Raw genomic sequence first — 23,337 nt, forward strand, 5'->3', positions numbered from 1 at the left:
CGTTTCAACAGTTTCTACTGCCTGGAATTAACCAAAAAACAAAATGAATAAAATGCTAAAACGCTTTTTTCTGGCCGTTGCTATTACCGCTACAGTCCAAGCGTTCTGCCAGGAACAACCCGCCAAACCAGCGGTTTCCGTGGCCGAAGCAAAGGCGAAAGCCGACGCTGAGCAGGAAAAGAAAGCTACTGACTGGGTTGCGTCCCTGAACCTGAACGATGCGGAAAAAGAAAACCGGCTGACCAAGGTCGTGGCAACTCATTTAAAAGCCGTCCGCGACTGGCACAATGAGCATCCGTTCAGCACGGTTCCGGCGGGCATCAATCCGGTAACCGGAAATCCGCTGACCGAACTCGACCGCCAGCTTATCGCGGATTCGGCCATGCCCGCAACGGTTCACCAGAACCTGATGAGCGGTTTGCAAAAGGACCTGGACAAGAATCAGGTAGCGGCTATTCTGGATAAATACACGATTGGAAAAGTGGCCTTTACGATGAAAGGATACCGGGCCATCGTGCCGAACATCACCGAAAAGGAAGAGGCAACGCTGCTGGGATTCATGGAACAGGCCCGCGAACAGGCCGTGGATTACAAAAGCATGAAGGAAATCTCGGCCATTTTCGAGATCTACAAAACCAAGTCCGAGCAGTATCTCAATGCCAACGGCCGAAACTGGCGGGAAATGTACAACAACTATACCGCCGTGCTGAAAGCCCAAAAAGCCGCCGGGAAGAAGTAAACGGCTGGTGTAATGCTGGTCGGGATTTGCTGTAAAACATCCGATTATTGCCCCTAATATTTGCCCCGTTCCCCTAAAGGGGACTTTCTGAATCTGGATGTTGCTGCGTCCAAGTCCCCTTTAGGGGATTTAGGGGCAAATAGACGTAATTTTAAAATGATCAAAAAGAGCTTATATCCCATCCTGCTGGCCACTCTGACCTTGTTCAGTCCGGCGGATGCGCAAGTAGCCAAATGGCAGTCGGGTTTGCTGGTCGATGAATTTGTGGTTGAAAAACCGCCTTTCCCGGAAAGCCACGCGGCCACCATTGCCGAAACGCCGACCGGTTTGGTGTCGGCCTGGTTTGGCGGCACCAAAGAGCGGAACCCGGATGTGTGCATCTGGGTGAGTCGGCAGGAAAAAGGCAAGTGGCTGGCTCCGCAGAACGTGGCCAACGGCATCCTGAACGACTCGCTCCGGTATGCCTGTTGGAACCCGGTTTTGTACCAGATTCCGAAAGGCGATCTGCTGCTGTTCTACAAAATCGGTCCCAGCCCGTCCAGGTGGAAAGGCTGGCTGAAAACCTCATCCGACGGTGGCCGTACGTGGTCAACTGCAAAACCGCTGCCCGACGGTTTTATTGGTCCGGTCAAAAACAAGCCGGTTTTGCTCGCCAACGGCAACCTGTTTTGCCCGACCAGCACCGAAGGCGACGGCTGGAAACTGCACTTCGAAGTCACCCCGGATTTTGGCAAAACCTGGCGCAAAGTCGGGCCGATCAGCGATGGCAGAACCCTGAACGCGATCCAGCCCAGCATCCTGGTCTACGGCAATGGTAAACTTCAGATTCTGGCGCGTAGCAAAGACCGCGCTCTGGTGGAATCCTGGTCGACCGATAACGGCGAAACCTGGTCACCTTTGGCCAAAACGGCCCTGCCCAACAACAACTCGGGCACCGACGCCGTCACGCTGAAAGACGGTCGGCAGGTGTTGGTGTATAACCACGTCCTGCCACCCGGCGATCTGGCCAAAGGCCCCCGCACGCCATTGAATTTGGCGGTTTCGAAAGACGGCAAAAGCTGGTCGGCCGTCGTGATTCTGGAAGATTCACCCATCAGCCAGTATTCGTATCCGTCGGTGATTCAGACGAGCGACGGCCTGCTCCATGTCATTTACACCTGGCGTCGGCAGAAAATCAAACACGCGGTGATCGATCCGGCCAAAATGAAAGCAATACCGATTGAAAATGGCGTCTGGCCCGCGCTGGAGGGGTATGCCGCACCCGTCGCAAAAGAGAATACGAAAGAGTAGCAACCTGGAACGAATGACGCAGGAATTAACCATACACTTTCCGGGAAAACTGGTTTTTGGCAGAGGTTCGCTGGGGAATCTGGCCGGTGAGGTGATCCGGTTGTCACCCCGCAATGTGTTACTGATCACGATTGCCCCGCTGTTGGGTGCGCTGAAAAATCTGGTGGAAACGCTGGAATCAAGCCAGATAGCCGTGAAAATTGATGCCAGCATTGTGCAGGAACCGTCGTTTGCAGATTTTGAGATGCTGATGAAAACCGCATCGCCGTTCAATCCCGATGTGGTGCTGGGCATTGGTGGCGGCAGCGTGCTGGATGTGGCCAAACTGGTGGCGGCTCAACTGGAAAATGATCAGACGCTCCCGGATATGCTGGGTATCGGCAACCTGAGCGGACGACGGAAGAAACTGATTTGTGTTCCGGCGACTTCGGGAACAGGCAGCGAGGTGTCGCCGAATGCGATTTTGGTGGACGATGCGGATAACCAGAAAAAAGGCATCATCAGCCCGTTTCTGGTGCCGGACATCGTGTACGTCGATCCGTTGCTGACGCTAAGTGTTCCCCCGGCCATCACGGCGGCTACGGGCATCGACGCGTTGACGCACTGCCTGGAAGCCTATACGAACAAATTTGCCCAGCCGTTCATCGACCTCTACGCGTTTGAAGGGATGCGCCTGATTGCCGCCAACATCGTGCAGGCCGTGAAAAACGGCGCGGACGAAGAAGCCCGGACGCAGGTGGCGATGGGCAGTTTGCTGGGCGGTTTTTGCCTGGGACCGGTGAATACGGCGGGTGTTCATGCGCTGAGTTATCCGCTGGGGAGTCAGTTTCATTTGGCCCACGGCCTTTCCAACGCGCTTTTGCTGCCCTACGTCATGGCGTTTAACAGCCCGGCTGCGGTTTCGCGATACGCGCAGGTGGCCGTGGCACTGGGGTGCGAGCGGGGGCGGGATGAGGCCGAAACGGCCGCGAACGGGGTTCAGAAAATAAAAGAATTGATCCGGGAATGCGGGATTCCGGCCCGGTTGCGGGACGTCGGTATTCCGAAAGAAGCCCTTCCGCAACTGGCGCATGATGCGCTGAAAATTACCCGCTTACTGAAAAATAACCCGCGGGAGATCACCCGCGCGGATGCGATTGCGATCTATACAGCCGCTTACTAGCTATGAGCATGAAAAAGAAATACCGGGGCGTGGTGGTTCCGCTGGTGACGCCCCTGACCGAAGCCTATCGACTGGATGAAGCGGCTGTCGAGAAAATGCTGGCGAACCTGCGAACCCATGCCTCCATGCCGTTTGTGCTGGGAACCACGGGTGAAGCGACTTCCCTGGCAGCATCGGTGAAAAAAGCCTACGTCAAGGCTGCGGCCCGGTTGAAAACATCGGATACGGTTTTGTACGCGGGGATTTCGTCCAATTGCCTGGAGGAATCGGTCGATTTTGCCAACTATTGTTTCGATCTGGGCGTCGATGCGGTGGCCGCTACGCTGCCCTGCTATTACACCTTGACCGACGACCAGATGAAGCGGTATTTCGAGCAGTTGGCTGACCAGTTGAACGGGCCGCTGATCATGTATAACATCCTGGCTACCACCCGGATGTCTATTCCGGTTGCGGTCATTGATGAATTGAGCTACCACCCGAATATAGTCGGCATCAAGGATTCGGAGCGGAATGCCGATCGCCTGGCCGAATCCCTGGCGTTGTGGACTGGTCGTCCGGATTTTAGCCATTTCATGGGCTGGGCAGCCCGGTCGGCCGACGCTTTGCTGGCGGGCAGTGATGGACTGGTGCCGAGCACGGGCAATCTGTTGCCGGGCATTTATCGCGACATGCTGAAAGCTGTTCAGGCAGGTGATGCGGAAAAAGCGCAGTATTACCAGAACCAATCCGATGTGTTCGGCCATCTTTACCAGGGTGGTCGCACGCTGGGCGAGTCGTTGTGGGCACTGAAAGTGCTGATGCAGGAATACGGTTTGTGCGGAACCACCGTGATGCCGCCGTTGCAAGCTCTTTCCGAAGCCGAAGAAAACCGGTTGAAAGCCGCGCTGGCCGAGGTGCTGGTGAAAGAGGAGATACAGCTTTAACCGTAAACTTCTACAAATGAAGAACGAACACAAACCAATCATCGGCATTACGATGGGCGATCCGGCGAGTATTGGCCCCGAAATTGCGGTCAAGGCGCTGTTGAACCCGGTTATGTACGACATCTGCCGTCCTATTCTGGTGGGTGACGCCCGGGTTTTTGAAGACATCACATCCCGGTTAAAGCTGAATGCGGTTATTCATCCGGTTGCCTCCGTTCAGGACGCCAAATTCCGGTTGGGGACGATTGATGTCTATGACCTGGCGAATGTGGATCTGGCGACCCTGCGATTCGGCGAAATTTCGGCGATGGCGGGGGAAGCGGCCTTTGCTTCGGTGAAAACCGTAATCGATCTGGCGCTGGCCGACGAAATCGACGCGACGGTGACCGGCCCCATCAACAAAAAGTCGATCAACGAAGCCGGGCACCACTTTGCGGGGCATACCGAAATCTACGCGCATTTTACCAACACCAAGAAATACGGCATGTTGCTGGTCGAAGACAACCTGAAAGTGATTCACGTCTCGACGCACGTGTCGCTGCGGCAGGCCTGCGATCTGGTCAAGAAAGACCGGATTCTGGAAGTCATCGAACTGTTACACAACGGCCTGATTTCGCTGGGCGAAACGAATCTGAAACTGGGCGTTGCGGGTCTGAATCCCCACGCCGGTGATTCGGGCCTGTTCGGAACGGAGGACGACGAGGAGATTTTGCCGGCCGTTGAGGAAGCCCGACGACGCGGTTTCGACGTGGAAGGCCCGGTGCCGGCCGACACGCTGTTTTCCAAAGCGGCCACGGGCTATTACGGGGGCGTTGTTGCGATGTACCACGATCAGGGCCACATTCCGTTCAAACTGACCGGTTTTCAGTGGAATGCGGCTAAACAACAGATGGATAGCGTCAAAGGCGTGAACATTACGATGGGATTACCCATTATTCGCACCTCGGTGGATCACGGAACGGCGTTTGAAATTGCCGGAAAAGGCGTGGCGAGTCCGGATGCGATGGTGCTGGCGATTGAGTCGGCGGTGCAACTGGCGAAAAACCGGCGCAAGAGTTTGCTGCCCGCGTAAGATGATCGCCGTCATTGCCGATGATTTAACGGGAGCCGCCGAACTGGGCGGAATTGGCCTGGCATATGGGTTGGAGGTCGAACTTTCGGTGTCGGTCAATCCGCAATCGAAAGCCGATTTGCTCGTTATTGCTACCGACGCCCGCTCGGTTTCGGAGCCGGAAGCGGTGCGGGAAATGACCGAAGTCAGCCGGGCTTTGCGGGAATTGAAACCGCTACTGATTTACAAAAAGATCGATTCGGTGCTGCGCGGGCATATTCTGGCGGAAACTCGCGCACAGTTGACCGTGCTGGGTTTGACGAAGGCGCTGCTCGTTCCGGCCAATCCGGCGCTGGGACGAACGTTGGTCGGTGGTCAGTATTTCGTTGATGGAAAACCGCTCCACCAGACGCATTTCGCCCATGATCCGGAATTTCCGGTGACGGATTCCGACGTCCTGAAGCGGTTCAAGATCACGACGGAACCGGTTTTTGTTCGCAATCCTTCGGATGCGTTACCGGATCGGGGCGTTGTTTTTGGGAACGTTGAAAAATGGACGGATCTACAAGCCTGGGTCGAACGGATTGACCACCAGACTCTACTGGGGGGTGGTTTCGGGTTTTTTACGGCCCTTCTGGATTCGCGGTTTCCGCCAAAACAGAAAACCGCGACGCTGGTTGCGCCGGGTAACACCCGCCTGTACGTCTGCGGCAGTGCGTTTAAAGAGAGCGTGGATTGGGTGAAGAAAGCCGTACATTCCGTGCAGTATATGCCCAAAGCACGGCTGAAATCCGGTGCGTTGGACGAATCGAACCGAACTACGTGGGCAACCAAAATCGCGGAACGTCTGCAACGGCGGAAGCCGGTCATTATGGCCATCGACCCCACCGCAGTTGAAACCAGCACGACGATTCAGTTGCGAACCGACCTGGCAAAAACCGTCCGGGACGTGCTGAACCGGACGCACATTGACGAACTGATCATCGAAGGCGGTTCTACAGCGTCGGCGGTTTTGCGGGAAATCGGCGTTAGTCGGCTGGCTCCGGTTCATGAACTGGCGACGGGCGTGGTTCGCAGCAAAGCCATTGAAATACCACAGTTGCATGTTACCGTAAAACCGGGAAGCTATCGCTGGCCCCCGGAATTGGGCCTATTTTAATAAATTCCTGAACCGAATGCCAAACCCGACCTTAAGCGTAATCGATTACCTGATCATCATTGCAGTATTGCTGATCAATCTGTATTTCGGATTGCGGTATGCCCGGAATCAGCGGACGACAGAAACCTATTTTGCCGCCAAAGGCCGGGTTCCCGCCTGGGCCATCGGAATGTCGTTGCTGGCGACGCTCATCAGCAGCGTGACGTTTCTGGGTTACCCGAGTGAAGGCTTTTCGTCGAACTGGATTTTGCTGGTGCAGGGCCTGATGGTGCCCATCGTATTGCTCGGAACCATCTGGTTCATCGTGCCGCTGTACCGCAAAGTGATCGGCCTCAGCACCTACGAATATTTCGAAAAACGCTTCGGTACCTTTGCCCGCTATTACAGTTCCATCGCCTTCGTTCTCCGGCAGTTTTCGTCAATGGGAACGGTTTTTTTCCTGCTGGCGGTCGCGCTGACCAACATGACCGGCGTCGACACGTTCTACATCATCATCGTCGTCGGACTGATCATCATTGCTGTCAATCTGCTGGGGGGCATCGAAGCAGTAATCTGGCTGGATGTGTTTCAGGGCTTCATGCTGTTTGCCAGTGGTATTCTCTGCGTTACGGTGATTATTTTTTCCGTTAAAGGCGGTTTTTCTGAAGTCATCGACGTGGCCTCCGCCAACGGTCGAACCGGTTTTGGCCCGTATGATCTGGATCTGACGAAGCTGACGTTTTTTGTCATGGTCATCAACGGCATGTTCTACGCGATCCAGAAATACGGCACTGACCAAACCGTTGTGCAGCGTTACCTGACAGCCAAAACCGATAAAGCCGCCATCAAAGCATCCATTCTTGGCATCTCGCTCACGGTGCCGGTCTGGGCGCTGTTCATGTTCATCGGAACCGCTCTGTTTGTGTATTATAAACAGCAACCTTTGCCCGCGTCCATCCGCCCCGATGCGGTTTTCCCGTATTTCATCATGACCCAATTTCCGACGGGTGTGGTGGGGTTCATTCTGGCCGCCATGATTTCGGCCGCCATTTGCAGCCTCAGCGCCGATCTGAACTCACTGGCGGCCGTCGGCCTGGAAGATTTCTACAAAAAATCACGCCCGGCCCGGCCCGACGCCGAATACCTGACCGTTAGCAAAGCCATTGTGGTGGCTTCGGGCCTGACTGCCATTCTGATTGGTGCCTTCTACCTGAGGGCTGGGAATGAGGGCGTTCTGGGCATTGTCTTCACGCTCTACGCCATTTTTTCGGGCGGCATTGTCGGTATTTTTCTGCTGGGGATTTTCAGTGCGCGCGCCAACCGGCAGGGCGTCAACATCGCCATTGTGGTGTGTATTCTGTTCACGGCGTATGCCTTTCTGACCTCCACCAAAATCGGTTACGGCGACGACAAAACGCTTTTACTCGACTTGGGAAGCTACAATTTTACGCACCATAAACTGATGCTGGGCGTCTACAGTCATCTGATTGTGATTGGTGTCGGGTACATCGCCAGCCTGTTTTTTCCGAAACCGACCCTGGATAAAAACCTTTTGTACAGCGGCTGGCGGGATGCTAAAACGGCGATGGCTAACGAGAGATCAACGGGAAAGACGGTCTTGTTTTGAATGTCCGAAATGACTGAGAAATCGCAATGCCGGATGCGCTCCATTTTGTAGCGGTGGGTTTTAACCCGCCGAAATTCGGGGAAGATCGAATGTCCCAGAATCCCGTAGGGATGATCGATTTTGTAGCCCCGGTTGAAACCGGGGTGTAGATAGACAAGGAGGCTATAATCCCGTAGGGATGACCGATTTTGTAGCGATGGGTTTTAACCCGTTTGTGTTTTTAATTTTGAAATTATAAACCCGATGAAATTAACTCGATTTTTTTTAATCCGAATATTCACTTGCTTCACGGTCGCACTCATTAGCCTCACCGCCCACGCTCAACCCAAAGCCCTGGTCAATACGGCACAAAGCCGGTTTGTTCGCTTACAGGGCGTCAACCTGAACGAAGTGAGCTGGACAACGGGCTTCTGGGCCGACCGCTTTCAGGTATGCCGAGACTCGATGGTGCCGCAACTCTGGAAAACCTATACCGATCCGAACCTCAGCCATTCCTACGAGAACTTCAGAATAGCCGCAGGACTGGCGTCGGGGAATTTCAAAGGGCCGTCGTTTCACGATGGGGATTTCTACAAAACGCTGGAATCGCTGGCGGGCATGTACGCGATTACCAGGGACAAAAAGCTCGATGCGTTGATGGATGAGGCCATTGCGGTCATCGGCAAGGCGCAAACGCCCGACGGGTATATTTACACCAAAGCCATCATCCAGCAGAAAAAAAACGGTGAGAAAAAGATGTTTGATGATAAGCTGAGTTTTGAGGCTTACAACTTCGGACACCTGATGACGGCGGCTTGCGTGCATTACCGCGCCACGGGCAAAACAACGCTGCTCGACATCGCCCAAAAAGCGACGAATTTCCTGATCGGTTTTTACAACAACGCCAGCCCCGAGCAGGCCCGAAACGCCATTTGTCCCTCGCATTACATGGGCATCATCGAGATGTATCGCACCACCCGCGAACCCGCCTATCTTGCCCTGGCGCAAAAACTCATCGACATTCGTGGACTGTCGGAAGGAACGGATGACAATTCCGACCGGGTGCCGTTCCGGAAAATGACCAAGGTGATCGGTCACGCCGTTCGGGCCAATTACCTCTTTGCCGGAGCCGCCGACGTCTTTGCCGAAACCGGCGACAGCACGCTGTTGTCGACCCTGGATCTGATGTGGGACGACGTGATCAACCACAAAATGTACGTCACTGGTGGTTGCGGGGCTTTGTACGATGGCGTGTCGCCCGAAGGCACTTCCTACAAACCCGATACGGTACAGAAAGTCCACCAATCCTACGGCAAAGCCTACCAGTTGCCGAACCATTCGGCCCACAACGAGACCTGCGCCAACATTGGCAATCTGCTCTGGAATTACCGGATGCTGCAAATTACCGGACAGGCCAAATACGCCGACGTGATGGAACTGGAATTGTACAACGGCATCCTGTCGGGCATCAGCCTGGACGGAACCAAGTTTTTCTATACCAACCCCTTGAGCGCGTCCGACGATTATCCGTATGCCCTGCGGTGGATGGGTGGTCGCCAGCGGTACATCAGCAAGTCGAACTGCTGTCCGCCCAATACAGTGCGAACGCTGGCCGAAGTGAGCAGCTATGCGTATAGCGTGTCGGATAAAGGGTTGTGGCTGAATCTGTTCGGTGCCAATCAACTGGCGACGACGCTGAAAGATGGCTCGGCGATTCGGCTGACGCAGGAAACCGCTTATCCGTGGGACGGCCTGATCAAACTCCGGTTGCAACAGGCTCCGGCGAAACCGTTTTCGGTCTTTGTCCGCATTCCGGGCTGGTGTCAGGGCGCGACGATCAAGGTGAATGGTGTGGCGGTTTCGGCCGTGATCCGATCCGGCGAATACGCCGAACTGAACCGCTCCTGGAAAACGGGCGACAAGGTCGAAATCAACCTGCCGATGCCGGTGAAATTGATGGAAGCAAACCCGCTGGTAGAGGAAACCCGCAATCAGGTGGCCGTGAAACGCGGGCCGGTGGTGTATTGTCTGGAATCGGTCGATAATCCGGGTACCAAACTGACCACTCTGGCTCTTTCCGCCAAAAACGACCTGAAACCGAAGGTGATGACCCTTGAAAACACCGAACTGATGGCGTTGGAAGGTACGGCGCAACAGACGGAAAACCGATCCTGGACGAATCAATTGTACCGGGAGGTGTCGGAAAAAGCACCGGTTGCCAAAACCATTCGCCTGATTCCGTATTATGCCTGGAGCAACCGGGGCCGTTCCGAAATGGCCGTCTGGATTCCGTTGATTCGGTGAAAATTGCCCCCAACCCCCTGAAGGGGGCTCAAAATCCGGATGCTTTAAGCCCCCTTCAGGGGGTTGGGGGTAACAAATTCACCACGTCACCCCGGCGCGATTCCGGCGTCACAATCAACGATTCCAGTTTCCCATTTTTCAAAACCGCTTCGACGGTTGTGTTGTAGGGCGCGTGGAGTTTAACGTGGACATCCCAGGTTTTGGGCCAGGCCGGAAACAGGTATATTTTTTTGCCATCGGCTTGCAGCAGCATTTCCTGAAGGCCAATCATCCCCGAACCGCCCCAGTTGTGGTCGGGCGTCCAGTCGAAACCGGGCCCCCAGAACGCCGGAAACCGCCGGCCGGCGTTGGCCAGTTTCAGGAGCGTGAGCCGGGCGGCTTCGTCGGTCAGGCCCAGTCGGGCGGCAAAAATATTGTCCTGCTTCCAGCCCACGTGGCTGCGGAATTTCAGGGCGTCTTTGTCGTAGCGGTAGGTGTTGATGGCCGTATCCAGACCCGGTTTCCCGATTCCGTAGATTCCCCACGGAAAAACCGAGTAGAGTTGGGGCGTTTCGACGTTGTTGATTCGCTCCCACAATTTGGCGGGTGCAATCGTCGGGTGGCCGTCAAAATCCCGGAAACTAATCGGCGGAATCCGGTCGAGCATCTGCTTCCAGGCCGCCCGTTTTTCGGAGGTCAAATACCCGCCCGGCAATTCCAGCAAACGCGTCAAAACCGTTCGCAAAGCCGAAACCGTCGAGGTGGCATTATACGTCATTTTGTAGGTTTCGGCGGCTGATCCCGGATACAGAACCAGCTTGTTTTCGCCGTCGAACGCCTTACTGCCCCGGCGTTTCGCCAGATGCTGATAATGCTCGTTGAAGAACGTCAGGCAACTTTCGATGAAGGGAATATCGCCGGTTATATCCTTTCCGGCGTAACGTTCGGTTTCCAGCATCATCAGGCAAAACTCCAGAACCGTGTCCCACTCATACTCCAGCCAGGCGTTGTATTCCATGCCTTTATCATAGCCAACGGGCCGTTTCCAGCCGTATTCGGCGGAGTTAGGCAGGCCGAAGTTTTCAATCTGCTCCGTAAAGCTCGCGCCTTTGTGCTGCCAGTAGACGGCGGTTCGCAACTCGGCGGTTTTCAGCAGGTTTCGGTAAAAATCAAACTGCGGTTTCATCAAGTCCCAGTCGCCACTTTTCAGCATCGGCCAGTAGACCAGCCGCTGGTTCTGGGCCGTGTGAATACCGCCCCCCCAATTGCGGAAATCGGGCGTAAACTTCATGGTAGAGTCGGTGAGCGAGGGGTCGAAGGTGAACAGTCCGCCGTTGAATTTGGTCGGGTACTTTCCGAACGCATTGCAACCCAGCATGTAGCGGAACAGTTGGTAATTCCGGGCGACCTGCCATTCGGGCGAATCAGCCGGAGCATCGATGTAGATGTAGCTTTTTTGCCAGTAGTCGTTCCACCAGTTTTCAGTCTGGTGCTGGGCGGTTTTTGCCGAGGTCGCGGCTTCTTTTATTTCAGCCTCAAGACCCTGGTGCCAGTCTACCACGCTGACGGCTTGATCCGTATGCAGGTGCAGAACCAGTTCGTGTTGGCGGGATGCGGTTTGACTGACCAGCTTCCAGCCCTGAAAATCCGTATCAAGGTACTTGCCCCGGTAGGTCCCGGCTGGTTTTAAGCCTTTTCCCGAGAAGCGTCCGCCGAAGGTTAGGTTCGCCAATGGGTTAAACAATTGATTTTTAACGCTATCCAGCCCCTGTTGCTGAACGGTAACGTCAAACACCGAGCGTTCAGCCCCGTTCCGATGATAAAATAACACCGCATCGTCGGTAAATTGAATCGAGTCCTTCAACGTTTTGACTTCGCCCTGGGGTGCCCATTTGTACGAATTAGCGTTGTTTTCCTTGCCTTTCGTAATCCGGTCCACATGCCGCCAGCTTTCGAAAGCCGCTTCGGCTTTGACGGCCTGGTTACTGGAAACCGCTATGTGAATAACCGGCCGGAACACATCGACCCAAACCGTGATTTTTGCCGACAGCCCGGCTCGGGTGCCGGTGATCTCCACCTGCCCTTTGTCCAGCACCAATTCCTGTTTAAAAGTTGCTCCTTCGGAAAACGGATTGGGGGCCAGTTTCAGGCGAATCCGACCCAGTTTCAACACCGTATTGTTGTGGTCGAAGGTCCCGCTTCGGGCCACATAAAAGAGAAGATCACCATTTTCGACCCAGACGTTCAGTCCCACATCGCCCCCGCCACACGGCATCGATTCCGAAGAATTTTTGCTTTGACTAGTCCAAACCGTGTTGTATTGATTTATACCGGTTTTTTGTGCAAATACATTGGTCAACGCGCTAAAAAACAGCAGGTTAATCAGTAGTGTAACGGCTAATGGCCGGTTTTTGGAAAGGCAGATTGTTGGCTGACGCAAAGCTAATATGGTATAATTATGGGAGAAAATTGTAGAGATACCGAGCAAATTTACAGAGTATATTTGTGAAGCAACGGGCATAAAACGGCTAATGATAAAATACAGAAATACGATCGGAGTGGTGTGGTTGATCGGGTTGTTGCAAACCGTTGGGTGCCTCGCGCAGTCGGCCACCGTGCTATCGACGGAGAAGCTGAAAAACTACGTAACTTCCTTTAATTCCATCGATGACGAAGCGGTCATAAACCACGTTCCGAATGCGCAGTCGTTCGACTGGCTTTCCCGGAACATTCCGCTTTTTGACTGCCCGGATTCGACGCTTCAAACTGTGTATTATTACCGCTGGTGGTCATTTCGGAAACACCTGAAGCAAACGCCGGAAGGCTATATTTTTACGGAGTTCATCACGAAAATGAACCACGCCGGCAAATACAACGCCATCAGCAGCGCGTTGGGCCATCACATTTACGAGGGGCGCTGGCTGCATGATCCGCAGTACATCGATGACTACATTTCGTTCTGGCTCTACGTCGATCCGAAACACACCGCCCCCCGGTTTCACGCGTTCAGTAGCTGGGTCGATGACGCCGTTTACAACCGGTATCTGGTCAATCTGGATAAACCCTTTATTCAAAAGAACCTGCTGGCGCTGGATGTTGATTACCGCAAGTGGCAGCAGGAGAAGCAGTTAGCCAGCGGTTTGTTCTGGCAATTTGACGTTCGGGACGCGATGGAAGAATCGATCAGTGGTTCACGGAAAGATAAAAACCGGCGTCCGACCATCAACAGTTACATGTATGGCAATGCCAAAGCCCTGGCCAACATGGCGGCTCTGGTCAACAACGATACGCTCCAAAACCGCTACCGGCAACTGGCTGCGTCGCTGAAAAAACTGACGCTGGATAGCCTGTGGAACGCGGAGGATCGGTTTTTTGAGGTGAAATCCGCAAAAGGCGGTTTTGCCAACGCCCGCGAAGCCATCGGTTTCATTCCCTGGTATTTTGACCTGCCCAACGACACTCCGGCCTATGCCCAACAATGGGATCAGTTGACCGATACGACCGGTTTTTCGGCACCCTGGGGGCTGACCACAGCGGAACGTCGCCACCCGCTTTTCCGGACCCACGGTTCCGGTCATGGCTGCGAATGGGATGGCGCGGTCTGGCCGTTCGCGACGACGCAAACGCTGAAAGGGCTGTCGAATTTGCTGACGAAGTACAAAAATCAGGGGCGCATGACGAAGGCGGTTTTTTACGATGAATTGCAGAAATACGCCCGGTCGCACACGATGAACGGAACGATTTATCTGGGTGAATACCAGGATGAAAAAACCGGTGAATGGCTAAAAGGCGATAATCCCCGCAGCAAATTTTATAACCACTCCGGTTTTGCGGATTTGATCATCAGCGACCTGGTTGGGCTGAAACCCCGCGCTGATCACCTGCTGGAGATTCATCCGCTGATTCCCGACCACTGGGAGTGGTTTTGTCTGGACAATGTGCAATACCACGGAAAAATCCTGACGATTTTGTACGACAAATCCGGAAAACGCTACGGCAAAGGCAAAGGGTTTCGGGTATTTTCGAATGGAAAGGAAGTGATCCGGGCGGGAAAAGTGGGGCCGGTGACGGGGAAGTTTTAATCTTGGAAAATAACGAATATTGAAGTGTTGCCCCTAAATCCCCTGAAGGGGACTTTTTGCATCCGGAAGGTTCGCGTCCAAGTCCCCTTCAGGAGATTTAGGGGCAACACTTCGTTATTTCAATTGGATTTCAAACAGTCGCCTTGCTCAGCAGCGATTTCGACTTGTTGAGATACTGGCGTTTGTATTCCAGAGGGGTGACGCCGGTGACTTTTTTGAAATGGCGGTAAAAATTCGATACGTTGTTAAAACCGCAGTCGAAGCAGATCACTTCGGTGAGGGTTTTGCCCTCGATCAAGGCCCGACAGGCGTGGCTGATCCGGATCTCGATCAGAAAATCGTAGTAGGTTTTGTTGGTCATCAGTTTAAAATACCGGCAAAACGACGTTACGCTCAGGTTGCTGATGGCTGAAATCTCTTCCAGCGAAATCTCTTTTTTGTAGTTTGCGAGCGTGTAGTTGCAAACCGTATTCAGCCGCTGGGTATCGGTTTCGTCGGATTGGTAAAAAACCGCCCGGCCATTGACAATCAGCTCATATTCTTCCGTTTCCGCGAGGGTTTGCAGGATGGAGAGCAGGATGATGATTTTGTCGAGATTGGTGGCGTCGAGCGCCCGGTGCATCAGGTTCGCGAGTCTGGCATTGGCTTGGCCGGTGATGACCATACCACTTTTTGCTTTTTCGAACAGCCGGGGAATTAAATACGCTTCCGGCAATTTTAAAAGATCGTCGCCCAGGCAATCAGGCAGAAATTGAATAACAATAACTTCGATGGTTAAATCCGGATCATTGCTGTAATATTCTTTCCCACTGCGCCAGGTATGCGGTAGGTTTTCGCCGACTAATACAATCTCTCCCGGCGAAAAGTTAGCGATTTTGTCGCCAATAAACCGTACCCCTTCGCCCTTAATAATATAATGCAATTCAAGCTCGGGATGATAGTGCCAGATGTTCTTGAAATGCGGTAGAATATCGTGCCGGACAATGTAGGAGTTTTCCAGCTTATCCGTCACTTTTCGAAATAATGGCTTCATACGTATTGCGTACTAACGTGTCTACTGAATTCGGACCGGGTCGGTAGGCTGACCCCTCTTCTTTATAAAGAAGAATCCCGGCTGATCTACTGAATTGGTGCGGGGTTCACTCATTCCGCCGGATCAGGACGGAAACCGTTCGGGCCACACCGTTCGTTTCCGGTTCATTTTGTTTTCATTCTATGTGTTTCGGTAACCGATATACAAAAATAAACGAAATAACTCCAATTATTTATATTTATTCGATGATAACTTCCTATAATAATTTGGCAAAAAAATGCAGCTATGCCCCTGAAATGTACTATATTTTTGTAATCAGTTGTAGAATAGTATTGTAAAATCCTGATTTAGTCTTCTTTTAGTGTCTGGTTTCGAAGAAAATGGCAGACACAAGCTACTCAGACGAGAATCAGTGAATCCGAGTCCATAATCATCCTGTTGCGTTGTTAATTTCCGACTGCCATGACACCAAAAACCTTTCTTTTCAGTGGCTTGATTGTGCTAATGGGCGCTCTTTCGACCCTGGGGCAAGCTTCGGCTCCGGCCAGTGTCGACACCGCGTATAACCGGGTGGTTACCGAACGGGCTGCGAAGATTGTGGCCACGCTGAACCTGAGCGAGCCTGCAAAATCGGCTCGGGTTCAGGAACGTATCGCGCAGCAATACCGGGATCTGAACGCAATTCATGAACGGCGGAAAGAAGCGATAAAAAATCGGGTTGAAATGGCACCGACAGCGACTAAACTTGCCGAAAAAGAGAAACTGGAAGGTGAAATAACTGGCGAATTAAAAACACTGCATACGGATTTTCTGGCCCGTTTAGCCGCTGATTTAAACAGCCAGCAAATCGATCAGGTAAAAGACGGTATGACGTACGGCGTCCTGCCGATAACCTACAAGGGATATCAGGCTATGTTGCCTGATTTAACGGAAGCGCAGAAAAAGCAAATTCTGGCCTGGTTGACCGAAGCCCGGGAGCGGGCGATGGACGAAGGGACATCGAAAGAAAAACACGCCATGTTTGGCAAATACAAAGGGCGGATCAACAACTACCTGTCGGCGGCCGGAATCGACCTGAAACAGGCGGGCAAAGCCTGGGAAGAACGCATTGCGAGCGAGGCCGAAAAGGCCCGGAAACAGTAACCAAGTCAATCCTTTCCAACCAACCGGGAGGTTCTCTGCACCTTCCCATCCTTTCAACCCTATGACATCGGTTTTACGAACGAAAACAATCCTCCTGCACACCGGCAGGTTGCTCTGCGTGCTGACGCTGGGATGGCTCTCTGATGCGGTTTGTTATGCCGCAAACACCGGAGGAAATGTTGCGATGGCGGCTTTCAAACCGGCGTCTCCCCTGGAAAACATTACGGGTGTTGTGAAAGACGCCAAAGGCGAACCGCTGCCGGGCGTGAACGTCCTGATCAAAGGCACCAAAACCGGTACGGTTTCGGACATTAAAGGAACGTTTCGGCTCAATCTGCCGAAGGGCGACGAAACATTGATTTTCAGTTACATCGGTTTCAAAACGCAGGAGGTTCCGGTCAGAGGGCGCACGACGTTTGCGGTGCAACTGGAAGAAGATGCGGCCGCGTTGAGCGAAGTCGTGGTGGTTGGCTACGGCGTTCAGAAGAAGGTCAGTCTGACGGGAGCCGTTGCCACCATCGATATGAAAAGTGTTCAGGATCTGCCCGTTAATAGTTTGTCGGCCGCGCTGGTGGGCCAATTGCCGGGCGTGGGCGTTTCGGGTGGAACCAGCCGGCCGGGTGAGAATGCGCAGATTACCGTTCGGAATCCGATCGTTTTATCGAAAGACGGCGGAACGCTGCGGCCTTTGTATGTTATCGACAACGTGGTGCGCTCGGAGGATGATTTCAACGCCCTGGACGTGTCGGAGGTCGAGGCCATTTCGGTATTGAAAGACGCGGCTGCGGCCATTTACGGGGCGCGTTCGAATCAGGGCGTGGTGGTGGTGTCGACCAAGCGCGGAAAAGCCGGGACGCCCAAATTCAGTTACAGCGGTTCGACCGGTATTTCGGATGCCCAACTGCCGACCATGATGAACGGATTTGAGCACGCGACCTACCTGAACGACGTCAATTATGCCGCTGGCCGACTCCCGACCGACCCGCTCATTTATACGCCCGACGAACTGGCGCATTTCAAAAGCAACAACACCGACTGGCTGCGGCAGGCCTGGAAACCGTCGACCGTTCAGCGCCACGCCCTGAATGTGAGCGGTGGCAATGAGAAAGCGACGTATTTCGCGGGTGCTTCCTACAACGCCCAGAATGCCAATTTCGACAACATCAATTCGGGCAAGTGGACGTTCCGGGCGAGTGCCGATATGCAGGTGACCAAAAATCTGAAAGCCGCCCTGTCGTTGAGCGGGGATCTGTCGGACAAGAAAATGTATTACCTGAAACAGGGGGGCGAAAACGCGGAAAACGACATGCGCAGCCTGTTGTATACGCCCCAGTTTGCTCCGCCGTATGTGAACGGCCTGCCGGTTTTGCTGTCGAACGGCGGTTCCAACGATTTTGGCGCTTTTCACTTTTTCGAGATTCAGAAATCCAACAACTACACCCAGACCCGCAGCAGTGGCCTGAACATCACCGCCAACCTGGATTATTCCATTCCGTTTGTGAAAGGGCTGAAAGCCCGGGTGCTGTATAGCCGAACCGTCGATAACAGCTTCGGGAAGCAATACGGAACAAAATACAATGTCTACAACTTCTCGATGCTGGGCGACCACAAGCACATTTACGGGGGCGATGTCCTCAAAATCGTTACGCTGAACAACGGCGACCGCGTGCGGGCCAATCCTGGTTATACGGATACCTACCAGCTCAACGGGTATCTGAATTACGACCGGCAGTTCGGGAAACACCAGATTTCGGCTATTGCTTTCTTCGAGCAGTCGGAAACCCACGCCGACAACATTGCGGCCATGGCCGAGGGCGTCATCATCGGCGGGCTGGACAACATGCGCTACGCCACCGGCACGCAGACCACGACGGAAACGCAGTCGGAAGTCGGTTTTCTGTCTTACGCCGGTCGGATCAACTACAATTACGCCAACAAATACCTGTTTGAAACCGCCATCCGGTACGATGCGTCCACCAAATTTGCACCCGAATACCGTTGGGGACTTTTCCCGTCGTTCTCGGCTGGCTGGGTCATTTCGGAGGAGCCTTTCTTTCGGGATGGCGTTCGCTGGGTCGATTTCCTGAAACTGCGCGGCTCGCTGGGCTTTCTGGGCGGAGATGCCACCAAACCGTATAACTGGCTGACCAGCTACTCGATCCAGACGGGAAAAGGGGCGGTTTTTGGTGGAAATGCCGACCGTCCGCTGATCGTAGCGCCCAACAACGCGATGGCCAACCGCCAGGCTCGCTGGGACGATAACACGAAGTACAACATCGGGATTGATGCGCAATTCCTGAAAAACCGCCTGTCGCTCGGTCTGGATGCATTCTACGACCACCGCTACAATATGCTGACCTCGCTGACCTCGTCGGTTCCGCTGCTGGTCGGAGCAACGTTGCCGTCTGAAAACTACGCGACCGTCGACGGTTTCGGGACGGAAATTTCATTGGGCTGGAGTGATAAAATTGGCAGCGACTGGTCGTACAAAGTCAACGGGTTTTTCACCTGGAGCGACAATAAACAGATCAAAATCGATGTCGATAGAGGCAAAATCGGCACCTTCGAAGACCCCCTCGGCAAGTCGTCGGACATGGGCTTCAAGGCCTACAACTACCTGGGCATGTTCCGAACCCAGCAGGATGTGGACTCGTATCTGGAAAAATACCCGGGCTACACCATTTTCGGCGCGGTTCCCAGACCGGGCATGTTGTATTACGAAGACGTGCGCGGCCCCAAAGATGCATCGGGGCAGTTCACGGCTCCCGATGGGAAAATCACCGATGCCGATATGCAGTTTCTGACGAAAAAAGCCAATAACCACTACGGTTTCGGGTTTAACTTCAGTACTTCGTACAAAGGACTTTCGGTGGCTGCTGTCATCAGTGGGTCATTTGGTGGCCAGAGTTCGGTCGAATCGTCGGCCCGCTCACAGGCCACGCCCACCGCCAACCGTCCGCAGTTCTGGGCAAACCACTGGACGCCCGAAAATCCAAATGCCGCCTACCCCAGTCCCTATTATCGGGATAATTACAACGTTGAGTCCGACTTCTGGTTCCGGAGTTCCACGCAGGTTTCGGTGCGTAACGTCAATATTTCGTATGGCTTGCCGACCGGTTTTACCAGTCGGCTGGGTCTGAGCAATGTCCGGGTCTATCTGGTGGCGACCAACCCGCTCAATCTGTACAATCCGTTCGATTACAAAACGTATGCGGGCAATTACGACGCCTATCCGGTGCTGCGTTCTTTCTCATTAGGTCTCAATCTTGGCTTGTAACCTTCGACACCATGAAACTCTTTCCTAAAATTGTTGCCGTTTGCTGTTCGTCGCTGGTGCTGACCAGTTGCATGGAGGTACTCGATAAAACCGACCTGGGTTCGACCAGCGGGGCGTTGATCTTCAACGATTCGACGCTCACCCAGATGAACCTCGATTTCGTCTATGACCAGAATTTACCCACCGGTATTGCGACCCTGGGGCCGGGGAATCCGAGCGTTACGACCCTGTCGGATGAGTCGTTTGGCGAAAGCAAACTGCTGGAAGGCTCGCTGCTTATCAATGAAGTGGGGGATTTTGGAACGGCGCTGAGTGCGACCAACAACTACGGCAAAATCCGGGTCATCAACATGTTTCTGAGCGATGTCAACGCCGGAAGTTTGCCGCAATACACAAAAAACAAACTCCGGGCGCAGGCGCAATTTTTCCGGGCCTGGCGGTATTTCGACCTGGTGCGGTTGTATGGGGGTGTTCCGCTGGTGCTGACGCCCCTGGCGGCTGTGGGCGTCGAAGCGCGCGACAAAGCGTTTTTACCCCGCAACAGCACGACCGAATCCTTCGCTTCCATTGTGAAAGACCTGGATTCCACCATTGCGTCGGTGCCGGGGCGCTGGAGCTCGTCGGCCGACTGGGGCCGGATTACGAAGGGAACGGCAGCGGCTCTGAAGGGGCGGGTGTTGCTGACGGCCGCCAGCCCGCAGTTCAATCCGGGGGATGCGGTGGCGAAATGGCAGACGGCGTATGACGCCAACAAACAGGCATTCGATCTGCTGACGGCCAACGGCTACGGCCTGCACGCGTCGTTCGATCAGTTGTGGTTTCAGGAAGTGAATAACCCGGAAGCGGTTTTTGTGACGGGTTTCAATACGTCGACGGGCGATCAGACCCGGAAGAACAACGGTTATGACAACGCGACGCGCCCGTCCTATACCGGCACAAGTGGCGGGTCTAACCAGCCGTCGTGGGAGATGGTGAAAGCCTTCCCGATGCTGGACGGAAAAAAACCGGGTGAATCGACGAAATACGCGTATACCGACCAGTTGTTCTACAAAAACCGGGATCCGCGGTTCAACAAAACCATCGCCTACAACGGCGTTAACTGGCCCCTGAACGGCAACAATTCGTATAAACTCTGGACGTATTTTGCGGGCGGAAAAACCGTGGAGCCGAGGGCAACAAACACCGGTTTTTATACCCGCAAGGCCGTCAACCCCACCCCGGCGATTGGCGACGTGCAGTTTTCAGGCACCGACTGGATCGAAATCCGGTTTGCGGAGGTGTTGCTGAATCTGGCCGAAAGTGCCGTTGGCATCAATAAACTGGACGAAGCGTATACGCAATTGAAAGCCATTCGGAAACGGGCGGGCATCGAAGCCGGTACCGACGGTTTATACGGGTTGAAAGCCAACATGACCCGGGCCGAATTGTTCAGCGCGATTCTGGACGAGCGGCAGATCGAGTTTGCGTTTGAAGGCAAGCGGTTCTGGGATTTGCGTCGGTGGAAACTGATCGAGAAAACCCTGAACGGCACCCGGCGGACGGGCGTGACGATCAGCCTGAAAACGACGGGCGTTCCGGCAGATTTCGCCACCACCCGCGACAACATCAACCTGGATCTGGCCTACACGAACTATTTCACGCTGGAATTCAAGCCGTTGGATACGAAATATGCTATCAACTGGAAACCGGAATATTACTTCTTCGCCATTCCACAGTCGGCCATCGACAACAACCCCAAACTGATTCAGAACACCACCTGGGGCGGGGCGTTTGATCCGTTGAAGTAACAACCGCCGACCGGGGCCGAAGCCCCAGTCGGCGGTGATCGTAAAGCAGGAAAATGAGTTTGATGAAATTTCAATGAGAAAAAAACGCCTGTTCCTAAGCATTTGTCTGACGGTTTTCACCGCCATCGGTACGTTGGCTGAGTCAGGAATTTACCACAATGTGATGGCCTACGGCGCGAAAAATGACAGCAGCCAACTCGCGACAACGGCCATTAAGAAAGCCATCGATACGGCGGTGAAAGGGGGAGGAGGGACGATTTATTTCCCGCCCGGCAAATACAAAACAGGTCCGATTCATCTCAAAAGCAACATCACCATTTTGATCGATGCCGGGGCCGAACTCCATTTCAGCGACAATTTCGATGACTACCTGCCGATGGTTTCTTCACGTTGGGAAGGGACGGATGTGACCAATTTCTCCCCGCTTTTCTACGCCTATAAAGCCGAGAATATTGCCATCCGGGGGCGGGGGCTCATCGACGGACACGGCAAAAAATGGTGGAAGTATTCGGAAGTGACGGTGAAAATCTCGCCGGGGTCAAAATGGCAGGACGAATTTCATCGACTGAACAAAGACATTCTGCGTCCCGACTTGCCGGGTTGGGTGGAACGCGGTTTTCTGCGGCCCCCGTTCATTCAGCCCATGCACTGCAAAAATGTACTGATCGAAGGCATTACCATTCGGAATTCACCGTTCTGGACCGTTAACCCCGAGTTTTGCGAAAACGTGACGGTCACCGGAGTCACGATTACCAACCCGCCTTCACCCAATACCGACGGCATCAACCCCGAATCCTGCCGGTACGTACACATTTCCAACTGCCACATCAGCGTGGGCGACGACTGCATCACCATCAAGTCAGGGAAGGACCGGGCCGGCCGGAAAATGAATGTGCCAGCCGAAAACTACACCATTACGAATTGCACCATGCTCTCCGGACACGGGGGTGTGGTCATCGGCAGCGAAATGTCAGGAGGTGTTCGCAAAATCAGCATTTCCAACTGCATTTTCGACGGTACGGATCGCGGCATTCGCATCAAAACCGCCCGGGGACGCGGGGGTGTAGTCGAAGAAATCCGCGTCGATAACGTCATCATGAAGAACATTCGGGAACAGGCCATCGTTCTCGACATGCACTACGCCAAAACGCAACCGGAACCCGTTTCCGAACGGACACCCGCATTTCGAAACATCCATTTCAGTAACATCACCGCCGAAGCCAAACAGGCGGGGTATCTGAGTGGCCTGGAAGAAATGCCGATCGACAACATTACGTTTACCGACCTCAATGTGACATCCGAAACCGGCTTCTTGATCAGGGAAGCCCGCAACATCGAATTTCATAACGTCTCCGTCAGCACGAAGAGTGGCTCCGCAATGATTGCCGAGAAGGTAAAAACGCTTGAACTGGATGGGCTAAAAACCGCCAATCTGCATCCCGGTACGCCGGTGGTGGAACTGATCAATGTGGAAGATGCTTTCGTCCACAACTGCTTCCCGAAAGCGGGTACCGAGGTGTTTCTGAAATTGACCGGGGTGCAAAACCGGGACATCACCGTCAGCGGCAACAACTTCCGGCATGTGAAAACGCCGGTGTTGAAGGAAGGAAAACCGGAGAGTTTGAAGATTGATTAAAACCGGTTTTCCCGAACATTTATCGTAGAAGAAAACAAGGATAGAATGAAAATAGCAGCCCACGGTTGAAACCGTGGGTTCAAAGCAATTTTCCAATTTTCACAAACTGTTTCAACGGTTTTGGCATCCTGAAACCGTTGAAACGGTTCTCACCAATTTTAGGATGTTTTCCCGTTTCCCCGGATTA

The 23,337-nt window shown here is 53.7% G+C and carries 15 protein-coding genes; 13 read left to right on the plus strand and 2 right to left on the minus strand.

What is annotated here, in order from left to right:
* Positions 1-43 precede the first annotated feature (43 nt).
* The 8 genes from DUE52_RS08890 to DUE52_RS08925 all read left to right on the plus strand — a co-directional run bounded on the left by DUE52_RS08890 (position 44) and on the right by DUE52_RS08925 (position 10,213).
* On the plus strand, positions 44-739 hold the full coding sequence (locus DUE52_RS08890) for a DUF3826 domain-containing protein (protein ID WP_165840902.1): 696 nt from the start codon (positions 44-46) through the stop codon (positions 737-739).
* A 156-nt stretch (positions 740-895) separates the two neighbouring features.
* The gene (locus tag DUE52_RS08895) at positions 896-2,029 is read left to right on the plus strand and encodes a sialidase family protein (RefSeq protein ID WP_114405639.1); all 1,134 of its coding nucleotides are present in this window, start codon (positions 896-898) and stop codon (positions 2,027-2,029) included.
* A gap of 13 nt (positions 2,030-2,042) precedes the next feature.
* A complete protein-coding gene (locus DUE52_RS08900) occupies positions 2,043-3,191 on the plus strand; it encodes an iron-containing alcohol dehydrogenase (RefSeq protein ID WP_114405640.1) in 1,149 nt (382 codons plus the stop codon).
* An 8-nt stretch (positions 3,192-3,199) separates the two neighbouring features.
* Positions 3,200-4,114 carry a dihydrodipicolinate synthase family protein gene (locus tag DUE52_RS08905; protein ID WP_222930264.1) on the plus strand — a complete coding sequence of 305 codons (915 nt, stop codon included), beginning with the start codon at positions 3,200-3,202 and terminating at the stop codon, positions 4,112-4,114.
* A 16-nt stretch (positions 4,115-4,130) separates the two neighbouring features.
* Positions 4,131-5,186 (plus strand): 4-hydroxythreonine-4-phosphate dehydrogenase PdxA, encoded by a 1,056-nt coding sequence (gene pdxA, locus DUE52_RS08910; RefSeq protein ID WP_114405642.1) that lies wholly within the window; start codon positions 4,131-4,133, stop codon positions 5,184-5,186.
* A gap of 1 nt (position 5,187) precedes the next feature.
* Entirely contained in the window at positions 5,188-6,324 is a 1,137-nt protein-coding gene (locus DUE52_RS08915) for a four-carbon acid sugar kinase family protein (RefSeq protein WP_165840903.1), read from the plus strand.
* 16 nt (positions 6,325-6,340) lie between these two features.
* Entirely contained in the window at positions 6,341-7,930 is a 1,590-nt protein-coding gene (locus DUE52_RS08920) for a sodium:solute symporter family protein (protein ID WP_114405644.1), read from the plus strand.
* A 243-nt stretch (positions 7,931-8,173) separates the two neighbouring features.
* Positions 8,174-10,213: an aceric acid hydrolase gene (locus DUE52_RS08925; RefSeq protein ID WP_114405645.1), complete on the plus strand. Its 2,040-nt coding sequence runs from the start codon at positions 8,174-8,176 to the stop codon at positions 10,211-10,213.
* Positions 10,214-10,268: 55 nt separating this feature from the next.
* Here DUE52_RS08925 and DUE52_RS08930 read toward each other — a convergent pair whose 3' ends face one another.
* Positions 10,269-12,632, minus strand: coding sequence for a DUF5703 domain-containing protein (locus DUE52_RS08930; protein ID WP_229312114.1), 2,364 nt, complete (start codon positions 12,630-12,632; stop codon positions 10,269-10,271).
* Between the two features lie 91 nt (positions 12,633-12,723).
* Between DUE52_RS08930 and DUE52_RS08935 the strand changes: the two genes are divergently transcribed.
* The gene (locus DUE52_RS08935) at positions 12,724-14,274 is read left to right on the plus strand and encodes an MGH1-like glycoside hydrolase domain-containing protein (RefSeq protein ID WP_114405646.1); all 1,551 of its coding nucleotides are present in this window, start codon (positions 12,724-12,726) and stop codon (positions 14,272-14,274) included.
* Positions 14,275-14,404: 130 nt separating this feature from the next.
* Here the strand turns inward: DUE52_RS08935 and DUE52_RS08940 are convergent, their stop codons facing one another.
* Positions 14,405-15,307, minus strand: a complete 903-nt coding sequence (locus DUE52_RS08940) for an AraC family transcriptional regulator (RefSeq protein ID WP_114405647.1) — start codon at positions 15,305-15,307, stop codon at positions 14,405-14,407.
* 462 nt (positions 15,308-15,769) lie between these two features.
* Between DUE52_RS08940 and DUE52_RS08945 the strand changes: the two genes are divergently transcribed.
* From DUE52_RS08945 to DUE52_RS08960, 4 genes are all read left to right on the plus strand, one after another.
* Positions 15,770-16,450 (plus strand): DUF3826 domain-containing protein, encoded by a 681-nt coding sequence (locus DUE52_RS08945; RefSeq protein WP_114405648.1) that lies wholly within the window; start codon positions 15,770-15,772, stop codon positions 16,448-16,450.
* Positions 16,451-16,511: 61 nt separating this feature from the next.
* Positions 16,512-19,727 (plus strand): SusC/RagA family TonB-linked outer membrane protein, encoded by a 3,216-nt coding sequence (locus tag DUE52_RS08950; protein ID WP_229312115.1) that lies wholly within the window; start codon positions 16,512-16,514, stop codon positions 19,725-19,727.
* A gap of 11 nt (positions 19,728-19,738) precedes the next feature.
* Positions 19,739-21,514, plus strand: coding sequence for a RagB/SusD family nutrient uptake outer membrane protein (locus DUE52_RS08955; protein WP_114405650.1), 1,776 nt, complete (start codon positions 19,739-19,741; stop codon positions 21,512-21,514).
* 73 nt (positions 21,515-21,587) lie between these two features.
* Positions 21,588-23,150: a glycoside hydrolase family 28 protein gene (locus DUE52_RS08960; RefSeq protein ID WP_114405772.1), complete on the plus strand. Its 1,563-nt coding sequence runs from the start codon at positions 21,588-21,590 to the stop codon at positions 23,148-23,150.
* Positions 23,151-23,337 lie beyond the last annotated feature (187 nt).

The sequence above is a fragment of the Larkinella punicea genome (assembly GCF_003334855.1).
Classification (GTDB): Bacteria; Bacteroidota; Bacteroidia; order Cytophagales; family Spirosomataceae; genus Larkinella; species Larkinella punicea.

Bases quoted from the DNA above. Each gene is read 5' to 3' on its own strand.
- DUE52_RS08890 (WP_165840902.1), top strand. From the start codon at position 44: ATGAATAAAATGCTAAAACGCTTTTTTCTGGCCGTTGCTATTACCGCT.
- DUE52_RS08895 (WP_114405639.1), top strand. From the start codon at position 896: ATGATCAAAAAGAGCTTATATCCCATCCTGCTGGCCACTCTGACCTTG.
- DUE52_RS08900 (WP_114405640.1), top strand. From the start codon at position 2,043: ATGACGCAGGAATTAACCATACACTTTCCGGGAAAACTGGTTTTTGGC.
- DUE52_RS08905 (WP_222930264.1), top strand. From the start codon at position 3,200: ATGAAAAAGAAATACCGGGGCGTGGTGGTTCCGCTGGTGACGCCCCTG.
- pdxA (WP_114405642.1), top strand. From the start codon at position 4,131: ATGAAGAACGAACACAAACCAATCATCGGCATTACGATGGGCGATCCG.
- DUE52_RS08915 (WP_165840903.1), top strand. From the start codon at position 5,188: ATGATCGCCGTCATTGCCGATGATTTAACGGGAGCCGCCGAACTGGGC.
- DUE52_RS08920 (WP_114405644.1), top strand. From the start codon at position 6,341: ATGCCAAACCCGACCTTAAGCGTAATCGATTACCTGATCATCATTGCA.
- DUE52_RS08925 (WP_114405645.1), top strand. From the start codon at position 8,174: ATGAAATTAACTCGATTTTTTTTAATCCGAATATTCACTTGCTTCACG.
- DUE52_RS08935 (WP_114405646.1), top strand. From the start codon at position 12,724: ATGATAAAATACAGAAATACGATCGGAGTGGTGTGGTTGATCGGGTTG.
- DUE52_RS08940 (WP_114405647.1), bottom strand. From the start codon at position 15,307: ATGAAGCCATTATTTCGAAAAGTGACGGATAAGCTGGAAAACTCCTAC.
- DUE52_RS08945 (WP_114405648.1), top strand. From the start codon at position 15,770: ATGACACCAAAAACCTTTCTTTTCAGTGGCTTGATTGTGCTAATGGGC.
- DUE52_RS08950 (WP_229312115.1), top strand. From the start codon at position 16,512: ATGACATCGGTTTTACGAACGAAAACAATCCTCCTGCACACCGGCAGG.
- DUE52_RS08955 (WP_114405650.1), top strand. From the start codon at position 19,739: ATGAAACTCTTTCCTAAAATTGTTGCCGTTTGCTGTTCGTCGCTGGTG.
- DUE52_RS08960 (WP_114405772.1), top strand. From the start codon at position 21,588: ATGAGAAAAAAACGCCTGTTCCTAAGCATTTGTCTGACGGTTTTCACC.